The organism is Psychrobacter sp. SWN149 (genome assembly GCF_015864565.1).
In the GTDB taxonomy this organism is placed as follows: domain Bacteria; phylum Pseudomonadota; class Gammaproteobacteria; order Pseudomonadales; family Moraxellaceae; genus Psychrobacter.
In genome coordinates this window covers 238,002-258,718 of sequence record NZ_JADYWX010000005.1, presented here as the reverse complement: position 1 = coordinate 258,718, position 20,717 = coordinate 238,002, and the positions used below count along the sequence as shown (strand labels likewise).

General features: G+C 44.3%; 15 protein-coding genes, 1 other RNA gene and 1 pseudogene. 11 read left to right on the top strand and 6 right to left on the bottom strand.

Going from position 1 to position 20,717, the window contains the following annotated elements; all coding sequences use genetic code 11:
* Positions 1 to 34: 34 nt before the first annotated feature.
* Positions 35 to 655: an FxsA family protein gene (locus tag I6E86_RS10135; RefSeq protein ID WP_194363893.1), complete on the top strand. Its 621-nt coding sequence runs from the start codon at positions 35 to 37 to the stop codon at positions 653 to 655.
* 110 nt (positions 656 to 765) lie between these two features.
* On the opposite strand, the gene ssrS is transcribed toward I6E86_RS10135, so the two are convergent.
* A non-coding RNA gene (gene ssrS, locus I6E86_RS10130) (6S RNA) lies at positions 766 to 961 on the bottom strand.
* Positions 962 to 1,208: 247 nt separating this feature from the next.
* Between ssrS and gpmI the strand changes: the two genes are divergently transcribed.
* Together gpmI and I6E86_RS10120 are read left to right on the top strand one after the other, a co-directional pair.
* On the top strand, positions 1,209 to 2,888 hold the full coding sequence (gpmI, locus tag I6E86_RS10125; RefSeq protein WP_197177365.1) for a 2,3-bisphosphoglycerate-independent phosphoglycerate mutase: 1,680 nt from the start codon (positions 1,209 to 1,211) through the stop codon (positions 2,886 to 2,888).
* 355 nt (positions 2,889 to 3,243) lie between these two features.
* Entirely contained in the window at positions 3,244 to 4,689 is a 1,446-nt protein-coding gene (locus I6E86_RS10120) for a S41 family peptidase (RefSeq protein ID WP_197177364.1), read from the top strand.
* Between the two features lie 209 nt (positions 4,690 to 4,898).
* On the opposite strand, the gene I6E86_RS10115 is transcribed toward I6E86_RS10120, so the two are convergent.
* The 3 genes from I6E86_RS10115 to I6E86_RS10105 form a co-directional block, all read right to left on the bottom strand.
* Entirely contained in the window at positions 4,899 to 6,608 is a 1,710-nt protein-coding gene (locus I6E86_RS10115) for a sigma-54-dependent transcriptional regulator (RefSeq protein WP_197177363.1), read from the bottom strand.
* 132 nt (positions 6,609 to 6,740) lie between these two features.
* A complete protein-coding gene (locus I6E86_RS10110; protein WP_197177362.1) occupies positions 6,741 to 8,507 on the bottom strand; it encodes a sensor histidine kinase in 1,767 nt (588 codons plus the stop codon).
* A 37-nt stretch (positions 8,508 to 8,544) separates the two neighbouring features.
* On the bottom strand, positions 8,545 to 9,180 hold the full coding sequence (locus I6E86_RS10105) for a response regulator (RefSeq protein ID WP_194363898.1): 636 nt from the start codon (positions 9,178 to 9,180) through the stop codon (positions 8,545 to 8,547).
* Between the two features lie 461 nt (positions 9,181 to 9,641).
* Between I6E86_RS10105 and I6E86_RS10100 the strand changes: the two genes are divergently transcribed.
* The 3 genes and pseudogenes from I6E86_RS10100 (at position 9,642) to thiE (ending at position 12,765) form a co-directional block, all read left to right on the top strand.
* Positions 9,642 to 10,724, top strand: a complete 1,083-nt coding sequence (locus tag I6E86_RS10100; RefSeq protein WP_197177361.1) for a serine hydrolase — start codon at positions 9,642 to 9,644, stop codon at positions 10,722 to 10,724.
* A gap of 189 nt (positions 10,725 to 10,913) precedes the next feature.
* Positions 10,914 to 12,072, top strand: a pseudogene (locus I6E86_RS10095) (RNA-guided endonuclease InsQ/TnpB family protein).
* Between the two features lie 24 nt (positions 12,073 to 12,096).
* The gene (gene thiE, locus I6E86_RS10090; RefSeq protein WP_197177360.1) at positions 12,097 to 12,765 is read left to right on the top strand and encodes a thiamine phosphate synthase; all 669 of its coding nucleotides are present in this window, start codon (positions 12,097 to 12,099) and stop codon (positions 12,763 to 12,765) included.
* A 27-nt stretch (positions 12,766 to 12,792) separates the two neighbouring features.
* On the opposite strand, the gene I6E86_RS10085 is transcribed toward thiE, so the two are convergent.
* Complete coding sequence (locus I6E86_RS10085; RefSeq protein ID WP_197177359.1) at positions 12,793 to 13,122, bottom strand: TraR/DksA family transcriptional regulator; 330 nt, start codon at positions 13,120 to 13,122, stop codon at positions 12,793 to 12,795.
* A 421-nt stretch (positions 13,123 to 13,543) separates the two neighbouring features.
* Here I6E86_RS10085 and I6E86_RS10080 point away from each other — a divergent pair, with 421 nt between their 5' ends.
* The 5 genes from I6E86_RS10080 to ruvB all read left to right on the top strand — a co-directional run bounded on the left by I6E86_RS10080 (position 13,544) and on the right by ruvB (position 18,754).
* Positions 13,544 to 14,758, top strand: coding sequence for a phosphoglycerate kinase (locus tag I6E86_RS10080; RefSeq protein WP_197177358.1), 1,215 nt, complete (start codon positions 13,544 to 13,546; stop codon positions 14,756 to 14,758).
* Positions 14,759 to 15,011: 253 nt separating this feature from the next.
* Complete coding sequence (locus I6E86_RS10075) at positions 15,012 to 15,398, top strand: hypothetical protein (RefSeq protein WP_197177357.1); 387 nt, start codon at positions 15,012 to 15,014, stop codon at positions 15,396 to 15,398.
* Between the two features lie 424 nt (positions 15,399 to 15,822).
* On the top strand, positions 15,823 to 16,857 hold the full coding sequence (gene fba, locus I6E86_RS10070; RefSeq protein WP_194363904.1) for a class II fructose-bisphosphate aldolase: 1,035 nt from the start codon (positions 15,823 to 15,825) through the stop codon (positions 16,855 to 16,857).
* A 117-nt stretch (positions 16,858 to 16,974) separates the two neighbouring features.
* Positions 16,975 to 17,598: a Holliday junction branch migration protein RuvA gene (gene ruvA / locus I6E86_RS10065; RefSeq protein WP_197177356.1), complete on the top strand. Its 624-nt coding sequence runs from the start codon at positions 16,975 to 16,977 to the stop codon at positions 17,596 to 17,598.
* Positions 17,599 to 17,773: 175 nt separating this feature from the next.
* Positions 17,774 to 18,754, top strand: a complete 981-nt coding sequence (ruvB, locus tag I6E86_RS10060; protein WP_194364158.1) for a Holliday junction branch migration DNA helicase RuvB — start codon at positions 17,774 to 17,776, stop codon at positions 18,752 to 18,754.
* 242 nt (positions 18,755 to 18,996) lie between these two features.
* Here the strand turns inward: ruvB and I6E86_RS10055 are convergent, their stop codons facing one another.
* The gene (locus I6E86_RS10055) at positions 18,997 to 20,658 is read right to left on the bottom strand and encodes an ABC1 kinase family protein (protein ID WP_197177355.1); all 1,662 of its coding nucleotides are present in this window, start codon (positions 20,656 to 20,658) and stop codon (positions 18,997 to 18,999) included.
* Positions 20,659 to 20,717: the final 59 nt, after the last annotated feature.

The following is a 20,717-nucleotide window of genomic DNA, read 5'->3' as shown; positions in this document are numbered from 1 at the left end:
ATTTATTGGTTTTTATTTTATAGGACGACACTTTATGGGTCAGATAGTTGGTATAGCCATCGTTTGGTTTATTATCGAGATGCTACTGTGGTATTTGCTTGCTCAATTTATGAGTGGCTGGTGGGTGTTCATGTGGTTTATTATCGCTGCCGTCATTGGTATCTCACTCATACGTAAGGGCATGGCATCGCTCAATCCAATGGCCCAGCAGATGAAAGCGGGTGGCATGATGAATCCTGCGATGCGTCCGCCAGAGACTACCATGATTAAGAGCATCGCGATGGCTGCCGCTGGTATTTTATTACTGATCCCTGGTGTGCTCAGTGATCTGCTCGCACTATTGGTGATATTGCCACCAGTACAAAAGAAGTTAAAAGATTTTGCTAATAATTATGTCATGAACAATCAACAAAAAATGATGGAAATGATGGCAAAGCAGATGGGCGGAAAAATGGGCGGTCAAAATCCATTTGGTGGCATGGGTGGACAAAACCCATTTGGCGGCGCAAATGGTATGAATAGTCAAAATCCGTTTGGTCAACAGCAGCAAAACCCATTTGGTGATGTGTTCAAACAACATACCACGGTTGATGGCACTGCCAAAAATATTCCTAAAGATGTCAAGAAAATCACGAAGTCTGCCAATGATGAGTAGTCAATAACTCAAATAGTAGACATAAAAAAAGCCCCTTCCGTCAATGACGGAAGGGGCTTTTTAGTGGCAGTGAACATATTGATTATAGGCAATATAATTACAAACCGAATGAAACAACCGAAGTGCCGCTGTAAGATGGTGACCCATGAACCGTGAAGTTCAGGGCGGATGCGTCATTACCTCTGCAGGTTTCCTGATACACCGCAAGCGGTGCAGGCATACACAATGAGACAATAGGTACCACATCCTGGTAAAGCATTATCGGCTCAGGGAATAAACATCTACTAGCCAACACTTCAGAATATAATTATCTTAACCAATGAAATGAGTGATTGCAAGTATGATTTACAGATTAATACGTACCGTCACTTATCAGCAGTGTTGGTAATGCGCTGATTATAGCTATCATGGTATTGCTGCTCTATTGGATTATTCCCATATAAGTGAAAGATTGTCAGTTTTTCAGCTATTTTGAGATTTGTGTTAATATAGAGGGCTTTCGATATCCCAATACAGCACGATAGGCGTTCATTCACGTGAGGAGCGGTAATATATGACCAGTACCAAGCAAGCATCAGAATCTATTAATGATACACAAGCGCAGCATAGCACTAGCAGCAACAGTGCTAGTAACGATAACAATAGCGCACAGAACAAGAAAACACCGCACGTCTTAATGATTTTGGACGGCTTTGGTCATCGTGAAGAAGATAAAGACAATGCCATTGCGGCGGCAAACATGCCAAATTTAGACAAGATTTATCAGCAGTATCCTCATGGATTGATTTCTGCCTCAGGGGAAGACGTGGGTCTACCAGATGGTCAGTTTGGTAATTCAGAAGTCGGCCACATGAACTTGGGCGCTGGCCGTGTTCTTTATCAAGACTCTACTCGTATCTCAAGCGAGGTTGTCAATCGTGAGTTTTATAAAAATGAGGCATTGGTCAATGCCGTAAAAGCCGCCAATAAGTTGGGCGGCAATGTGCATATTATGGGTCTGCTCTCTGATGGCGGTGTGCATTCGCACCAAGATCATATCGAAGCAATGTGCCATTCAGCGCTCGTCCATGGTGCCAAGAACGTCTTTATCCATTGTTTTTTAGATGGTCGTGACACACCACCTAAATCCGCTGATAAATATATCAATCGTTTGCGTGAGCACATCAACAAGCTCAATGCACACTATGAAGGTGGCCGCGTACAGATTGCCAGTATCATTGGCCGCTATTATGCGATGGATCGAGACAACCGCTGGGATCGAGTACAAAAAGCCTATGAGTTGATCACTGAGGGCAAAGCTGATCGCTTGTCAACTCGAGCAGATGGTGCGGTTCAAGCCGCGTATAAAGCCCGTGAGACGGATGAATTTATTAGTCCAACGACCGTTATTGGTCGTGATGAAGTGCCATATACTGTTGAAGATAATGACGCGCTGATATTTATGAACTTTCGTGCTGACCGTGCTCGTGAACTTGCTCAAGCCTTTGTGTTACCAGACCATGAGTTTTCTGGATTTGCCCGCCAAAAGCAACCAAAACTTGCAGCATTTGTGATGCTGACTAAGTATTCAGATGTCTTGGCGGATAATGCAAAAACCAGCATTGCTTATTATCCGACGTCTTTGACCAATACATTGGGAGAGTACCTACAGAATCAAGGTAAAACACAGCTACGTATCGCCGAGACTGAAAAATATGCGCATGTGACGTTTTTCTTTAGCGGCGGCCGTGAGGAAGAGTACAAAGGCGAGACACGCATCTTAGTACCTTCTCCTGATGTTGCTACTTATGATTTGCAGCCTGAAATGAGCGCGCCGGAAGTGACTGATAAGTTGGTCGCTGCGATTGAGTCTGGTAAATATGATGTGCTTGTGGTGAATTATGCAAACGGTGATATGGTTGGGCATACTGGTATTTTTGATGCTGCAGTAAAAGCAGTAGAAGCGCTAGATGTGTGCGTGGGCCGCATCGAATCAGCGGTGCGAGCCGCCGGTGGCGATATGCTGATCACCGCAGATCATGGCAACTGTGAGCAGATGCAGGACTATGAAAGCGGTCAAGTACATACACAGCATACAACCGAGCATGTGCCGCTGATTTATGTGGGTGAGCAAAAACTGCACGTGCGTCAGGGTGGTAAGCTGAGTGATATTGCGCCAACCATTTTAGCACTCATGAATATCGATGCGCCTGCTGAGATGACTGGAAAGACGCTATTGCTTCCAATGTCGTAATTTGGCTCTCGATGGTCAGAGTAGGTCGGTTGGAATGAAAAATAAAAAGGAAGCGATATGAATTATCGCTTCCTTTTTTGTGGTACATTTTATATCGCTATTTCTTCATTGGATTTATCAGATATTCCGACGGGCATTATAATGAGGCAATGAGGCATGGCCACTCGGTCGCTTTACATGTTACGTATATTGAAGCGGCAATATATAATTATAATATAGTCAATCCTCTATAAAAGAGTGACAGCGTTAACCTCACTTAAGGTATCACAGTTACCTCTGCGCTCGGTTACCTTGACTCTCTTTTAAACTGAATCAACTATTACTTCATATTTTTTATTATTTAAATGAGTTTTTTATGTCTTTTATCTGTGCCAAGCGCTCAACGGTCTCTATAATGACGACACTCTGTCAGCCTGCTTTATTCATCAGCCTGCTTGGCATCAGTGCGCTTGCGATGCATGCCCACGCGGCGACTTCTACAGAGGCCACTAGCCCTACAGATGGCTTACAGCTTATTAGCTTGAATGCCGATGAGATCGCTGCAGAGGAGAATGATGACAGCTTATCAGATATCGCAGATATGCTGGATGTCGCTGATGAGCCTGATGATTCGATAGACAGCATCGCCGATGAAAGCGCGTTAACCGATGATGCTAATGAGATTGACACCAGTATTCCAGCAGAAGTGGCACAAGTATCATTGAATGCGATTTCTCCTGAAACGCTCAAGACTTTTGTGGCAGTGGTGGATTTAGTACGCCGTCAGTATGTAGATGCGGTCAATGATGAAGAGCTGTTCAACAATGCAATGAGCGGTATGTTGACCAAGCTTGATAGCCATGCTGAGTTTTTGGATGCAGAGGCTTATGAGAACTTGCGCGCTTTTACAGAGGGTGATGTAGGCGATATCGGTATTAAGGTTGCTTATCAGCCAAGGGATGGGTATTGGATCATTACAGACGTTATCGATGATTCACCTGCGGACAAAAAAGGCATCGCTGTTGGCGATTACTTACACCAAGTTGATGAGTTCAAGCTTGATGAGGAACGACAAGTGAATGATGTTGAGCAGCTGTTGACAGGTATTGCTGGGACACAAGTCGACATCGTGACCTCTAAAGCTGGCCGACGTAAGCATACGACCACATTACAGCGAAATAACAGTCATCCTCAGCTTGTTGAGACCAAAATTGTAGACGGCATTGCGATTATTAAACTGCCCGCCTTTCAAAACAATAGTCGTGAAAGGGTGCTAGAGAGTCTGATTAATCTTGATGCGCCTGTGTCAGGTATCTTATTAGACATGCGCGATAACCCAGGTGGCGTACTGACATCAGCGGTGAGTGTCGCCAGTTTGTTTATGAGCGATACGGATGTGGTACAAGTACAAGCACGTCAGAGTAAAGCGCGCGTGCTATCCACCCAAGGCACTGCGATACTCAAACCGCTACCCGTGGTGGTGTTACAGAACCGCTATTCAGCATCAGCAGCAGAGGTATTATCTAGTAGTTTACAGGCACAAAAACGCGCCATAATCGTCGGTGAAGTCAGTTACGGTAAAGGGTCGGTGCAGTCAGTGATACCACTAAATGATGAGCAAGCGGTCAAACTGACGGTTGCCAACTATGTGACAGCGACAGGCAAACAGATTGATGGTATCGGTGTCACGCCTGATGTGACCTTATCAGGTAGTGAGAGCACGTGGGAGCAGCAGGCGTTAGACTTGTTAAAAGCGCGTGCCCTTGATTCAGGTATTCGATTTATTCGTAAGGCCACGACTATTGATCCGACTGTCAAGTAGCGCATGGCTCACTATTAAAACCGTATTATGACAAATAAGTAGTCGTAGTTTGATGGACAAGATAGTTAAGGGAGCGCTGGCAGATTTAAACGTAGTGAATAACTCAACAGACCTTAACCTTGTTAATCTGTCTATCAAAAGAGCCTGAATACTATCTCTAGTAATCAGGCTTTTTTTTATTATTCAAATTTTCAATCAAAAGATGGCCATCAAGTTTGATCTTCATCAATATCTAGTTTTTTCATACGGTAGCGCAGAGAGCGAAAAGTGGTTCCTAGCAATTCAGCTGCTTGGGTTTTGTTCCAACCAGTCTGCTTAAGGGCAGTGATGATCAGTTGTTTTTCTTGCTCTTGTAAATAATGTTCTAACCCTTTGGGTGGCAGTTGACCATCTGACAGCTCTTGTAGATTGATGGTATCATCGACTGCAAATTGAGCAGTTTCAACGGTTGGCTCTTTTTCATCAATCGTGATTGGATTGGTTGATGCTTCTGAAACATTAGCGTGCGTAGATGATGAGCGCTGCATCATTGAAGGGTAATGATTGGTATTGGTACGATAGGGATGTAAATTGGTGGTGCTTTGGTTCGTATGCGCGCTCATTGCATCGCTGGCAGATTGACCACTGAGAGGATGTGTTGATTGAGAGCTGCTCTGATGGTTTAGGTTTTCTATACTAGGGTCAGCCGGTTGCGTCTGATGAATAGGCGTGACTTCGTTTTGGGGTTGCGGGTTTTCAAGCGGTTGCTCAATATCAGCAAGTCCCAACTGACTGACATCAATCTGAGAGGTCTCAGCAAGGGTCACTGCACGTTCAAGCAAGTTTCGAAGCTCACGCACATTGCCAGCAAAGTCATGACGTTGTAGACGCTCACATGCTTCATGCGTCAACGAGGGCGTTGCTTCAAGTTGCCACTCAGCAGCAATCATGGTCAAAAAATGCTCTGCCAAAACAGGTATGTCATCACGGCGTGCATTGAGAGTAGGCAGTTTTAGCTCAATGACATTGATGCGATAGTACAAGTCTTGTCGAAACGCAGCATCTTGTACCAGTTGATTCAAATCTTTGTGAGTGGCGGACAAGATACGAATGTCGACGGGTATTTCTTTGGTGTCACCAATGGCTCGAACGGTTTTTTCTTGGATAGCACGCAGTAGTTTGACTTGCATCGCCAATGGCAAATCTGCTACCTCATCTAAGAACAACGTACCACCATTGGCTTGCTGAAACAGTCCTTGTTTGTCAGTAACGGCGCCTGTAAAACTGCCCTTTTTGTGACCAAAAAACTCAGACTCTACCAGCTCAGAGGGTATCGCACCACAATTGACAGGTACAAAGCTACCATCTCGTCGCGGGCTCAGATCATGAATCAGTCTGGCAACGACTTCCTTACCCGTACCTGAAGCCCCCGATAAAAAAACAGGTGCCTGTGACCGTGCCAGCTTTAAGATAGTGTTTTTGAGTGGGTGCATCACAGCGGAGTTGCCAATCAGCCTAGTGTCTAACATTTTTTGTTCAGGAGAGCATTCGGGCGTGGCTTCCGCATTGTTGTCCTGATGCATGACTTTTAGCGCATTTTCGACTAACTGACGTAAGCGTGGTAGCTCAAGCGGTTTATTAACGAAGTCAAAAGCCCCAATTTTTAGGGCTTCTATGGCCAGATCCATACTACCATGGGCCGTAATGACAGCGATTGGTGTGTTAGAGCTACTGCTAACCTCTTTGACCAGTTCCAGACCTGAGCCATCAGGCAGATTTAGATCGGTCAGACAGAAATCATACTCATTGTCCTGCCAGTATGATCTTGCCTGTGACAAAGTATAGGCCACATCACTCTTGATGCCCATTTTGGTCAACGTGATTTGCATCAATCTGCACAGATCTACTTCATCGTCGACGACTAGCGCACGTGTTGTCATACATCATCTCATTATGTTCGATGGTTACAAAATATTGGTACTCAGGGTAGGGCCTGTCATCCATTTACTATAGCAGCACATAATAAAACCCCATCCTGAGTTTTTAAAAATAGCCATATATCAATTAAAAACTTACTCTGATATTTGAGCGTTGTCTTTAGGGTTGACGGCAGGTACCACTAAACGAAAGCAGGATTTTGGGTGTTCAGGGATATAGAGTAAGCGTGCTTGATTGGCTTCACAAAATGCCTGTGACAAATACAGCCCCAGCCCTGTACCCGCTTTGTCTGTGGTAAAAAACGGGTCAAATAAGTAGGGCAGGTCCGCCTCGCTTACACCATGACCATTATCCAATACATCGATTATAACATCGTTGTCTGCACAGTAAATGTCCATCTCTACGTAGGCATGAGGATGGGCATAGCTGCTGTAACGCAGTCCATTATTAATGAGATTTATTAATATCTGTTCTAGTTGATGCGTGTCAAATGATATGGTTGGCTGGGTCTTTACACGCAGAAAAATATCGTGACCTTGGAAATGATTGTCCAAAAACTCTGGTAGCCACTGCGCCAAAACAATGGACTGCTGAGTGGCGGTTTGCTGGCGCGACAGTTTCAAAATGTCTTCAATAATGCGGTTTACCCGTTTTGTCTGCGAGAATATCATCTCATAAAGCTCATGATTGCCAGCCAGGTCAACAGGCATGCTGCTTGCCAATAGACCATCATCTGTTGTGCTTTCTACATCGACTTGTACGATGTCTTCCATTAACAGCTGACTGGCTTGAGAGATGGCTGCTAGGGGGTTTCTAATTTCATGAGCGATACTGGCCGTTAACTGTCCCAAAGAGGCCAGTTTCAGTTGCTGGGCGCTGGCTTGTTCACGGCGTAAATCTTCTAGTAGGATTAACTTGCTATCGTCCTTTAGTGGAATAATCTGGACGCGTAATTTACCGAATATAGAAGCGTTGGCTATGGCAGGTACATCGTAGGTGAAGGTGCGCGACTGTCCTGTCGCAACAGACAAACAGGCTTTGAACAGCTGCGAATGTTGCTGGGTAAGCTGCTGTTCAAAGTGAGATAAAAGCGTGCTTTGTGCGTTGTCTAGAATCTCGTCTTCATTATTAGACGTACTACGAGTGGCTCGCAGTGGACTGAGTGAAATACTGAGTAATTGGTGAGCGGCCAGATTTGCTAAGACGATATGATGTCGATCAATGACAATGACCCCATTGACCATCTGAGTAATGACTTCTTGATTAATGACATTCAGTCGTTCAACCTCTTTAGCGTGGTTGGCCGCGACTTTTTCTAGCTGTACTAAGCGTTGTGAGATCGACCAGCTCAAGCCGCCAACGGCCAAAAAACTGGCTGACATTAATAAGGCATCACCCAAGTTGTTTAAGCTCATGCTATTGGCAATGGCATAAAAAAACTGCTGATAGATAACAAAGATGATCGCAAGCAAGGTAATGACAAGCGCTTGTGAGCTATGCAATAACATAAAGCTTGCGGCAACCACCACCATATATAGCATAGTCAGCTGTAAATCGGGTGCACCTGCTGTATAGAGTAACAAGCTTAATATAATGACGTCTAAGACCAGTCCAACTGCTAGCTGCCGCCGCATCTGAGTTCTAACCACATAGAACAAACCGAGCAAAATCAAGCTTAAAAGTACATAAAAGCTCAGCGTCGTCTGCTGCAAAAAACTCGGCAAAGATGCGCTACTATCAGCACGTGCTGCAATGTATAGCATGAGCATCGAAAACAGGCTAACGACGAATCGATAACTGCTATAGATGATACCTAGCTTGCGTAATTGCGGCAGCGATAGAGTGTCATCATGATGTGCATAACGAATAATGGCAGAGACAAGGCTGCTAGCAGGCTTCATAGATTGACCATAATAATAGGGTGATGACCAAGCTGATTTATGGCTGAATCAAGCCATGACGAATGGCCAGATGCGTTAGTTTGACATCACTATCAACCCCGACTTTTTCGTAGATACGGTAGCGATAAGTGTTGATGGTTTTCACACTAACGAAAAGTTGATCGGCGATTTGTTGAGGGCTTTGACAGTTGACAACCATCATGGCCACTTGTTTTTCTCTATCGCTCAATAAGTCAAAAGGAGAGTTAGCATTATCAGAGAGTAAGACATCGGCCAGCTGTTCGGCGACATCTTGACTAAAATATCGACCTCCTTGATAAATCTTGTTAACCGCGCGTATCATCTCATCGAGCGGCGTCCCCTTAGTGATATAACCATTCACCCCTGCCTTAATCAGCATGGAAGGATAAGGCTGTGCGGACATGCTACTAACGGCCAAGATCTTAATACCCATATCAAGTTGAATCAAACGCTTAGTGGCTTCAAGCCCGCCAATATTAGGCATGTTGACGTCCAGTAATACCACATCAGGACGCAGTTGTTTGGCCATCTTGATCGCCATATCGCCACTATCAGCCTCGCCAACTACCTCGATATCAGCACTGTCTGACAGCATACGGCTGATGCCCATTCGCACCAAATCATGATCGTCAACCACCAATACTTTAATCATAACCATACTCTTTATTATTGTTTGTCAGAATGAATGTTTTATAACTGTTAAATGAAATATAAAAGATGTTTAAGCTATCGTAAAACTAAGTATTAATGGTCAGTATATCTGCATACATCGCTTGCAAACTATCCATATTCATTGCGAAACAGAGTCAGTAATACACTTACAATTACGTGCGACCAATGTTCATAACATAACAACAAGCATACTGTTCAACGTTAATTTATATTGCTACGATGTAAATCAATGTTTCTATAACATCAAGTGGTTGTAGCAAAGTTTGAACGACACTAAAAAAAACCGTTAAATCAGTTTGATAGATTAAACTTAAATGTAAACCATGATACACTAAAAATACAAAAACTCTATGTGAGTACTTACAAACACACCTATAAACGCTACGTACGTTCTTGGCGTCAGTCACTGTAACTGGCGTAATAGCGACAGCAGGAGACATTATGAAGCAACTACCATTAACCAAACAGCAATTAATCGCTGCTATGATTTCATTGAGTTTGGGCAGTGTTGCACAAGCGGCACTTACTATTAATGGTAGCGCTGATACAGGCTCTAGTGCCCGTATGAGTTGGGGCGGTGCTGATAGCTTATCTGAAGCTCGCAACATCATGTATACGTCCAGCGGCTCTGCTATAAAGAAAGTCGATAATGGCTTTGGTACGACCAATATCACAAATACGACCAGCTTTGGTAGCAGTAACAATAGCAACAGTAATCGCTATAACACGACCTATCGTGGTGCTTTTGGTAGCAGCGATATGATTCCTATCAGCACGGACTCTCGTAGTGTCGCTGTGATTGATGCGGAAACTGGTGAATCGATCTATGAAAAAGACGCTGATATCGCACGTCCCATGGCCAGTATCACCAAAGTAATGACCGCCATGGTCGTGCTTGATGCCGGTCTTGATATGCGCGAAGAGATTACTTTGGATCCAGAAGATTTTGTCGGTCCTAAGCGTGCCAGCTCTAACCTAAAATCTGGTGATCGCATGAACCGCGCTGAAATTTTATTGATGGCGTTAATGAAGTCTGAAAATCCAGCTGCAAAGAGCCTAGCGCGTAACTATCCAGGTGGTTATGATGCCTTTATGCGTGCCATGAACCGCAAAGCACGAGACTTGGGTATGAATACGGCATTTTTTGGTGATCCAACAGGCTTAGATAAGCGCAACGTTGCCTCATCAAATGACTTGGTAAAAATGGTACGTGCAGCCGGTAACTATGATGTGATTCGTCGTTTTTCGACGACCAAGAGCTATGACTTCTTTGTCTCAAACTACTCAAGTGGTAACCGTACTTACAAAGCCAACAATACCAGCTCGTTGGTTCGTGATGGCAGTTACCCAATTGGTATCTCAAAGACTGGTTTTATCAATGAAGCAGGACGTTGCGTGGTGATGGAGACCCGTGTGAATAACCGTCCAGCAATTATTGTGATTTTAGGCGCAAACAGCTCAGCGACACGATGGGGCGATGCCAAAAATATTCTAAACAGTTTGGCCACCCGCCGTACGGTATAAGTTTGATGCTTTAAATATCTTGCTATTTCGAATATATGAGAAGCCGTTATATTATATAACGGCTTTTTTATTATCAAATAGCGCCGTAAAACCACGTCACTTCTAGGGCGTGGATATCAGGCGTCAGTAGTTGTCGCATAGCTGTTAATGGCTATTGATTTTGATATAACACACAACCATACTTAACTCATGAAAACACTCAAACTACGCATCAAAGACAAACACGCCAATCAGCTAAATATATTGGCTGGTGCGGTTAATTTTGTCTGGAATTACGTCAATGAGTTGAGTTTCAAACACCTTAAGCGCACATCTCATTTCTTTTCAGCTTATGATCTAGCTGCTTATACCAAAGGCGCAGGTGAATACCTGAACCTGCACAGCCAAACCTTGCAAGCTATAACTNCCTGCACAGCCAAACCTTGCAAGCTATAACTGAAACCCACGCTAAGTCTCGTAAACAGTTTAAAAAAGCCAAACTCAATTGGCGCACCAATAACCCAAAAGCCAAACGCAAGTCACTTGGTTGGATTCCTTTTAAAAAGACGGCTATCAAACACTTGGCAACCCGTCAATCAGGTAAGAAAAGCTTGAAAACCACCCTGCAATTCAGCTTAGCTAAAGGTCAAAAGCTGATTATTGATTTGTGGGACAGCTACAACCTCTCGCTCTACAGCATCAATACGTGTGAATTAGTGCAAGATTCTCGCGGCAACTGGTACGCCTGCATCACTGTTAAAGAGTTTCCAAAAACCGCTTGTGGTGGTACTGGTCAAGTTGGTATTGATTTAGGCTGTAAAGATTCAGCAGTCACCAGTGATGGTGATGTTTTGACCACTAAGCTGACTCATAAGTACGCTGAAAAACTAGCAATCGCCCAACGCGCTAAGCATAAAAAGCGAGTAAAGGCGATCCACGCCAAGATTAAAAACACCCGCCAAGACCTGATTCATAAATTTACCAATACATTAGTTAAAGCCAATAACTTAATCGTTGTTGGAAAGATAAAATCAAAATCATTCACTTCAACAAATCTAGCCAAATCCGTCTATGACGCTGGTTGGTTTGAAATTAAGCGGCAACTGGATTACAAATGCGCGAACGCAGGTTGCCACTATATTGAAGTAAATGAAGCGTACACAACCCAAACCTGCTCGTGTTGCGGTTCTCGCCAAGACAGTCCGAAAGGTAGATCAGCGCTTGGTGTAAGAGTATGGTTTTGCAGTTCTTGTCAAACTGTCCATCAACGCGACGTTAATGGAGCCAAAAATATACTCGCGGTCGGGCTTGACCGTCTTTAGTAGGAATCCCCTTCATTTTTAGGGAGGGGAGGAAGTCAATGTGTTGAACTTAATAAATCAGGACATACATTATGACTCAGTCACCAATCGCACTTACTGCACCGAAGCTCTATCTGCTAACCAACGATGACGATTTTGCTATTTTGTATCAAAAACTGGATAGGGCGCTAGCAACCGGACTGGTTGCCCTCTTGCAAATTCGGCGTAAAAAAACGCTTGCTCTACCAAATGGCGCATCGAAGATTTTTGAGGAAGCAGAGGAAATTACCAAATTGGCCAAAATGTATAATGTGCCAGTAGTCATCAATGATGATATCGAGCTTGCGGCAAAGCTTGGCGTTGGTGTGCATTTAGGTCAGACGGACGGACAGATAAATGATGCGTTGCAAGTGCTTGCGCCGCATCAAATCATTGGTCGTACTTGTCATGAGGATGTTGAGCTAATAAGAGCCGCAAAAAACGATGGTGCAAGCTATGCTGCGATGGGCGCTATATTTGCCTCTACCACCAAACCAAATGCCGATACGATCTCGCGCCAGCAGCTCATCGAAGGATGTCAACAAGGCATACCAATATGTGTGATAGGAGGATTAACGGCAGAAAACGTCGTGGAGCTGGCAGACTTACCAATTGCGCTGATAGCCGTCGTGGGAGATATTATGGATTTGCCAGTTGAGAAAATAGCTCAGCGCTGTAATGAATGGCAGCAGGCGTTGTCCAAATGGAATACGCCTGCTTAAGACGTGCTTTTAAAGGAGGATGACGCTTTATTCGGCATGTTCCATACATAAGGTAGCATAGGGCAATGCTTCTAGGCGTTGCTCTTCGATTTGCTTGCCGCATACTTCACATTCACCGTAAGTACCACTTTCAAGACGACTCAAAGCATTTTCGACATAAATTAGACTCTGGCGTGCCTCGGCCATTAAGTTTTTGCGCATGTCATTTTGACGATAAGATATGGCTTGATCTTCCCAGTGCTTATTGAGATCATCTTGTGGGTTTTGGATATGATCTTCAATTTTGTCAATACGTGACTCATATTCATCTTTGAGTGTTAATAGGTTTTGCTTAGCAGTGTCTAAATTAATACTCATTGTGTTCTCCTAAAGGATTATTTTTATTGTCAACGCCTCTATCATAAAGAGCCTGACTGCTGAGTACCACCACGAAATGTTACTGTTTATTGAATCATCCCAACGCTTTTAACTATAATCGTTTCATTGAAATCAGGGTCTAGAAATATCGGCTCAATACAGTATTCTTGCTAAAATTTTGGCAGGTTGCTCATGAGCCTGTGATAGAAAGCTGATAGAATACACCGCCGCTGATTTCTAGTTACTTATTTGATCCAGTAACGTGCGTGGATCATTAGTATGAGAGCTCAGTGATAAAAATAGTAAAAATGAAGCGTAATAAGCCCAATTGTCAAAATACATATGGTAGATGATCGTTAGGTCATATCAATCATAATAGCAATCGTCAATTAACAGATATAGTGATGCATAGGAGCAGGTAATGAATTTTTTGCGTATGAGTGAGCTGAGCTTAACCGATAAAGTGGTATTAATTAGAGAAGACTTAAACGTACCTATCAAAAACGGCAAGGTCACGAGTGATGCTCGCCTACAAGCCAGCCTACCTACGATCAAAATGGCACTGGAAAAAGGTGCTGCTGTCATTGTTTGCTCACATCTAGGACGTCCAACAGAAGGTAATCCTGAAGCCATATACTCATTGGCACCAGTCGCTGATTATTTGACGGACAAATTAGGCTCGCAATTGTCAACACCCGTACGTCTTAATACTGACTATCTGACGCAAGGTGCCGCTGTAAAATCTGGTGAAGTAGTATTGCTAGAAAACGTACGCTTTAATGACGGTGAAAAGAAAAACGATGCGACTTTAGCGAAAAAATATGCTGATTTGTGCGATGTTTTTGTGATGGATGCTTTTGGAACGGCTCACCGTGCGCAGGCTTCGACAGAAGGTGTCACCCAAGCAATGCGTCAAGCAGATAAGACGGTTTGTGCAGGCCCATTATTGGCCGCTGAGCTTGATGCTTTAAGCCTCGCACTTGAAACACCCGCACAGCCAATGATTGCCATCGTTGGTGGATCGAAAGTGTCTACCAAGTTAGAAGTGTTACATAGCTTGGCTGAAGTCTGCACGCAGATTATCGTTGGTGGCGGTATTGCCAATACTTTCTTAGCAGCGCAAGGGCATAGCGTTGGCGCTTCACTATACGAAGCAGATTTGCTCGATACGGCGCGTGACATCATGACCAAGACGGAGATCTTATTGCCTGAGTATGTCGTCGTTGCTGATAAGAGTGATATTGATTTTGCTGACTTTACGGGTTCTTTGCAAAAGGCGGCGGCAACGATCAAGTCTGTTGATGCGATTGGTGACAATGACATGATATTGGATATTGCACCAGAGAGTGCAACACAGCTTGCCGATGCGATTATCAATGCAAAAACCATCTTATGGAATGGTCCAGTGGGTGTTTTTGAGGTCGATGCTTTTGGTCAAGGTACACAAATACTAGCAACTGCAGTAAGAGACAGCGACGGATTCTCAATCGCAGGTGGCGGTGATACGTTGGCGGCTATTGATAAATATCAAGTTGCGGATGGCGTCAGTTATATGTCAACGGGTGGCGGTGCATTTTTAGAATTCGTTGAAGGTAAAGTACTTCCTGCAGTGGCAGCTCTGCAAACCAATGCCTAAACATCTAACAATATTCAGGATTTTGGTAACATTAGACGTACAACTAACCTTTGGTATCTCAGGTAGTCTGTGGAAGTAATGTTTTGACTGTCATTTTGCTGAATTTATTTGGTGAGCAAAAAGTGGTGGTCATTGATTATTAAGCGTTAATTATTTGTTTATATACTGAAAATTATTATTGCATGTCCTATTCGCACTCTATAAAATAGCGCGACCATGTATTTTGACATGCATTCTTTACGAGAGGTTTATTATGTTAAAACGTCATTTATTACTTGCTAGTGTACTTGCTGGTACTTTTGCAATCACTGCATGTAGCCAACAAACAGAAGAAAACACTGAAGCTGCTGTTGAGTCTGCGGGCGACGATGCCGCTGCTAACGCTGATGCTGCTGCTGCTGAAACAGACGCCGCTGCTGCTGAAGCTGAAGCTGCTGCTCAAGACGCTGGTGCTGAAATCGCTGAAGGCGCTGACACTGCTGGTGCTGCTGCAACAGACGCTCTAGCAAACACTGGTGATACTATTGCTGAAGGCACTAACACTGCCGTTGAAGGCACTGCTTCAGCCGTTGCTGACGGTGCTGCTGCTGTTGCTGATGGCGCAAATGATGTTGCAGTTGATGCAGAGCAACAGTATTAAGCTATACAATGACTAAGCACTATAATGGCTGATTTATTGGGGCGCTATCGATAGCGTACCTTTACGAGTAGTCATTGTTAGTGCTTTATAAGCCTCAAAATACTAAAAAAGCCTTGGTGATTACCAAGGCTTTTTGCGTTATATGTTTTGGTAAAACCAATTAGATAGTCTGTTCGATAAAGACTAATATATAGACTAAATTTGAGCGATAAGACTGTATAGACTGACAAATAGTCAGGCAACTGCTACGAAGAGCACGTAATATTTGCTATAATTGGCGCATAATAATCACAACCAAATCAATTCAGCCATCACGAACCTATATACCATCAGTGTGGCTGGGTAGATGTTGACGTGATTATTATCATGTATGCCTTTTAAGCATTTTTTAAATACCATTCAAAATCCAATCAGAGAGCGTTTTATGGCCTTAATATCATTACGTCAACTTCTAGATCATGCTGCTGAACACAGCTACGGTGTTCCTGCTTATAACGTCAATAACTTAGAGCAAATGCGTGCAATCATGATGGCGGCGGATGCTTGTGACTCACCTGTTATCGTTCAAGCCAGTGCAGGAGCGCGTAGTTATGCAGGGTCAGCATTTTTGCGTCACTTGATTATTGCTGCTATCGAAGAATGGCCACATATCCCAGTGGTGATGCATCAAGATCATGGTATGTCAGCCGCTATTTGCCAACGCTCAATCCAGCTCGGTTTTTCATCAGTGATGATGGATGGCTCACTTGGTGAAGATGGCAAAACACCAATGGATTATGATTACAATGCAAATGTCACTCGCGAAGTGGTCAAGATGGCTCATGCGTGCGGCGTGTCTGTCGAAGGTGAGATTGGCTGTTTGGGTAGTCTTGAGACAGGCATGGCAGGCGAAGAAGATGGCTCTGGCGCTGAAGGCGTACTAGACCACGAGCAACTATTGACCAGCGCTGATGAAGCTGAGCAGTTTGTAAAAGACACCAATGTCGATGCACTTGCGATTGCGATTGGTACCAGTCATGGTGCTTATAAGTTTACGCGTCCACCGACAGGCGATATTTTGTCTATTGAGCGTGTAAAAGAGATCCATGCACGCATTCCTAACACCCATTTGGTGATGCATGGTTCGTCATCAGTACCGCAAGAGTGGCTAAAAGTCATTAATGAAAATGGCGGCAATATCGGCGAGACCTATGGTGTGCCAGTTGAGCAGATTGTAGAAGCAATCAAGCACGGTGTTCGTAAAGTCAATATCGATACAGATTTACGTCTAGCATCGACAGGCGCTATTCGTAAGTTTCTTGCAGAAAATCCGAGCGAATTTGACCCACGTAAATACTTTAAAGCCTCTATGGTCGCGATGTCAGATATTTGTACCAATCGTTTTGAAGCATTCGGTTCGGCAGGTCAGGCGCACAAAATTCGCCCAATTAGCCTAGAAGGCATGGTGAACTTTTACTAGCTCGCCGCTAATTTAAGCGATATTGATAGTGAAGCTATGCTGATATGGTTCAGTTATATGTCGTGTAATGGTAGCGAGTGTCATTTTTATAATAATCCCTATAAGAGGTAGCAAGCGATGATTGGATTGATTACTGGGCAGGTGCAGTACTTGATGGCACCGATGGCCTGTATCATGACCACCTCTGGCGTAGGGTATGATATCGAGCTACCATTGCCGTCATTTTGCCAACTACAGCTGAACGAGCAGGCAAGTATCTGGACGCACTTTCATGTGCGTGAAGATGCACAATTGCTCTATGGTTTTATCGACCGTAAAGAGCGCGATGTCTTTCGCCAATTGATCAAGATCAATGGTGTTGGGGCAAAAATGGCATTGGCCATGCTGTCTGCAATGTCAGCGGCTGAGCTAAAAATGCACGTCGAGCAAGACTCAGAAACGGCATTGACTCGCATACCAGGTATCGGCAAAAAAACAGCGCAGCGTTTGCTGATTGAGCTAAAAGATAAGCTAAAAAACATCGAGGTTGATAATAGCTCGCTTGAGCTGACGCCTCAGATGGTAACGGTTTCTCATGAAGGCAGTATCATTGCTGAAGTAGAGGGCGCGCTTATCAGTCTGGGCTACAAAGAAAAAGAAGCGCAGCTAGCGATTAAAGCGGCCAAGAGTAATGGCGATACTTTCGCTGATACTCAAGGCTTATTAAAAGCCACGTTACAGCAGTTATCAACGTTTAAGTAGTTTTGGCTAATGTTGCTATCAATGATTGCATTAATACATATCGAATAAATAAGCGACATTAAGTGTCGCTTATTTTCGTTTTAGCACCTGCTTGATGAGGTTTTGCATGACTTATGCGCAGCGTTTGGTTATGCTATTTGTTACCTAAACTTTTAATATAATGATAAATTCTATGATGCAAGATCGCTTAATTAACCCGCTAGAAGGCGCAAGCGATGCGCCTGATGCCAATATTCGTCCAGCATTGTTGGCTGAATATATTGGTCAGCCGGTCGTACGTGAGCAGATGGAGGTGTTTATTGGGGCTGCTAGAGGCCGAAATGAACCGCTGGATCACACGCTGATATTCGGTCCACCAGGACTGGGGAAAACCACACTGGCGAATATAATTGCTCGTGAAATGGGTGGCAATCTGCGCTCGACCTCAGGGCCTGTGCTTGAGCGTCCAGGTGATCTGGCAGCCATGCTGACGAACTTAGAAGAGGGCGATGTACTTTTTATCGATGAAATTCATCGTTTGAGCTCAGTTATTGAAGAGATTCTTTATCCAGCGATGGAAGATTTCCAACTGGATATCATGATTGGTGAAGGTCCTTCTGCGCGTTCTATCAAGCTTGATTTACCGCCATTTACTTTGGTGGCAGCAACGACCAGAGCAGGGCTATTGACCTCACCCTTACGTGATCGCTTCGGTATCGTGCAGCGCCTTGAGTTTTATAATATTGCTGATCTGACGACGATTGTCAGTCGGGCAGCACGCTTGATGCGCGTGCCCATGAGTGAAGATGGTGCGATTGAGATTGCCCGCCGTGCACGTGGTACACCAAGGATTGCCAACCGTTTATTGCGCCGTGTGCGTGACTATGCTGAAGTGAGAGGCGACGGTAGCATCAATGGTGCGATTGCAGGTAGTGCACTAGATATGTTAGCAGTGGATAGACGAGGGCTTGATCACTTAGACAGACGTTATATCGAGATATTACAAGAGCGCTTCGATGGTGGTCCTGCTGGTGTTGAAGCAGTGGCAGCGGCAATGGCTGAGGATCGAGGCACGCTTGAAGATGTGATCGAGCCGTATCTGATTCAGCAAGGCTATGTACTGCGTACTGCTCGCGGTCGCGTATTGACCCAAATGGCGATTGATCAGATGTTATAGTATTCAGTATTCAGTATTCAGTATTCAGTATTCAGTATTCAGTCAAAAAGAAGCCCCTGCTTTTAATCAAAAGCAGGGGCTTCTTTTTGACTCTATAGCTTTAATTTTATTTTCGGATACTGGTTGCTATCGTATGATAAGGAAGCCGTTAAAGCTTCAATTGTGAACGACCATAAAAATGCGCTCAAGCATGTTGATAAGCCTTTAATACAGGCGACTGCTAGGCGTTTAAGCTAACACCTTTAAGCCAAAATTCGCCAAACCACTACCAAGATAGCCAATATATAAAAGATAGGTGATAGCCAACCGACGACTTGCGTCGCGATAGCGATGAAGATGGCAAATCCTGCTAATGCTAGCCAATCGCGACGACGGTCATTTAGCATATCGGCGCGTATTTGCTGTATTTCGCGAAGTTGACTGTCCTGACGTGACCCTTGTGAAGCAAGGCTTTGTAGCCCTTGGTCCAGTAGCTTGGGGATATCAGTGGTAGACAATAGCATTTCAGGCAATTGCTGGCGTAGCTGCTGAAGATTACGCATAGGATCAAGCTGCTCTTTGATCCAGCTACTCAAAATCGGTTTGGCCAGTGACCAGATATCCAGATCAGGATATAAATCGCGGCCGAGTCCTTCAACATGGACCAAAGTTTTGAGCAAAAGCATTAGCTGTGGCGGGATACTCATATGATGCCTGCGAGCAATGTCCAAAATTTGCATGAGCACGCCTGCAAAATCAATGTCATTAATTGATTTTTGTAGCATAGGGCCAACGGTGCGTTTCATATCACGCATCAGAGCATGCTTATCGGCATTGGGTGGTATCCAGCCTGCACGGCTCACGATATCGACCACTGCAGTAAAGTTATTATTCATTACTGCCAGCAGCATCCGCGCCACGATGAGCTGATCGTCTTTTGATAGTGTGCCCATGATGGCACAATCAAGTCCGATATAGCGTGGTTCATGACCCAAATCAACCGCTGCCATACCTGCATGCAATGTTTGCACAGGTGGTGTCTCTACGAACACGTTACCCGGATGCATGTCAGCATGAAAGAAATTATCACGAAAGACTTGGGTGAAAAATATCGTTAAGCCTTTTTTTGCGAGTGCTGCACGGTCATAACCTAACTGATCGAACATCTCAACTTGCGAGATAGGCACACCTTGGATACGCTCCATCACCATCACATTTTTGGCCGCATCATAGACTTCAGGCACATACATCAATGCCGAACCTAAGAAATTATTGCGCATCTGCGTCGTGTTGTCAGCTTCGAGCGTCAAATCTAGCTCATTAAGCATGACTTGGCGATAGTCTTCGACAATATCGATAATATGCACAGCACGCGCCGCTTCAATACGCGCGGATGCCCAGCTTGCCAATTCTCGTAGCAGCTCAAAATCAGAAACAATCACAGTACGGATATCAGGACGAACCACTTTTACAACCACTTCACGTCCATCATGCAAGGCTGCGGTATGTACCTGTGCAATAGACGCAGCTGCTAGTGGCTTGATATCGAATCGAGCAAACAATGTGTCGATAGACTGACCGAGACCATATTTAGGGTGCTGGATTTGAGCAACAGCGATATCAGCGTCAAAAGGCTTAACTTTGTCTTGTAATTGAACCAACTGAGCAATAATCTCAGGCGGTACCAAATCGCGACGCGTTGAGAGGAGTTGGCCTAATTTTAGAAACAGCGTGCCCATATCCTCAAGTGCGTACTTGATGGCATTTGGTTGGTGCTTCTTACCCCATGCTGCAGGATGCGACCGAATCAAGCGCGCTAAAGGTTGTAGCTGCGGTGCTTCTTCGACAGAAAAATGGGTATCAATACGATACGTCGCGGCAATACGCCAAAGTTCAAGTAGACGGGCACGGTGGGATAGTAGCATGAGGTTAGGTACTCTGGACAAAAACGAAAATAGGGTAGACACTGTTTTTAACGATAGAC

What these genes read in the sequence shown, in the direction of transcription:
- I6E86_RS10135 (WP_194363893.1), top strand. Translation starts at nt 35, where the DNA reads ATGGGTCAGATAGTTGGTATAGCCATCGTTTGGTTTATTATCGAGATG.
- gpmI (WP_197177365.1), top strand. Translation starts at nt 1,209, where the DNA reads ATGACCAGTACCAAGCAAGCATCAGAATCTATTAATGATACACAAGCG.
- I6E86_RS10120 (WP_197177364.1), top strand. Translation starts at nt 3,244, where the DNA reads ATGTCTTTTATCTGTGCCAAGCGCTCAACGGTCTCTATAATGACGACA.
- I6E86_RS10115 (WP_197177363.1), bottom strand. Translation starts at nt 6,608, where the DNA reads ATGACAACACGTGCGCTAGTCGTCGACGATGAAGTAGATCTGTGCAGA.
- I6E86_RS10110 (WP_197177362.1), bottom strand. Translation starts at nt 8,507, where the DNA reads ATGAAGCCTGCTAGCAGCCTTGTCTCTGCCATTATTCGTTATGCACAT.
- I6E86_RS10105 (WP_194363898.1), bottom strand. Translation starts at nt 9,180, where the DNA reads ATGATTAAAGTATTGGTGGTTGACGATCATGATTTGGTGCGAATGGGC.
- I6E86_RS10100 (WP_197177361.1), top strand. Translation starts at nt 9,642, where the DNA reads ATGAAGCAACTACCATTAACCAAACAGCAATTAATCGCTGCTATGATT.
- thiE (WP_197177360.1), top strand. Translation starts at nt 12,097, where the DNA reads ATGACTCAGTCACCAATCGCACTTACTGCACCGAAGCTCTATCTGCTA.
- I6E86_RS10085 (WP_197177359.1), bottom strand. Translation starts at nt 13,122, where the DNA reads ATGAGTATTAATTTAGACACTGCTAAGCAAAACCTATTAACACTCAAA.
- I6E86_RS10080 (WP_197177358.1), top strand. Translation starts at nt 13,544, where the DNA reads ATGAATTTTTTGCGTATGAGTGAGCTGAGCTTAACCGATAAAGTGGTA.
- I6E86_RS10075 (WP_197177357.1), top strand. Translation starts at nt 15,012, where the DNA reads ATGTTAAAACGTCATTTATTACTTGCTAGTGTACTTGCTGGTACTTTT.
- fba (WP_194363904.1), top strand. Translation starts at nt 15,823, where the DNA reads ATGGCCTTAATATCATTACGTCAACTTCTAGATCATGCTGCTGAACAC.
- ruvA (WP_197177356.1), top strand. Translation starts at nt 16,975, where the DNA reads ATGATTGGATTGATTACTGGGCAGGTGCAGTACTTGATGGCACCGATG.
- ruvB (WP_194364158.1), top strand. Translation starts at nt 17,774, where the DNA reads ATGCAAGATCGCTTAATTAACCCGCTAGAAGGCGCAAGCGATGCGCCT.
- I6E86_RS10055 (WP_197177355.1), bottom strand. Translation starts at nt 20,658, where the DNA reads ATGCTACTATCCCACCGTGCCCGTCTACTTGAACTTTGGCGTATTGCC.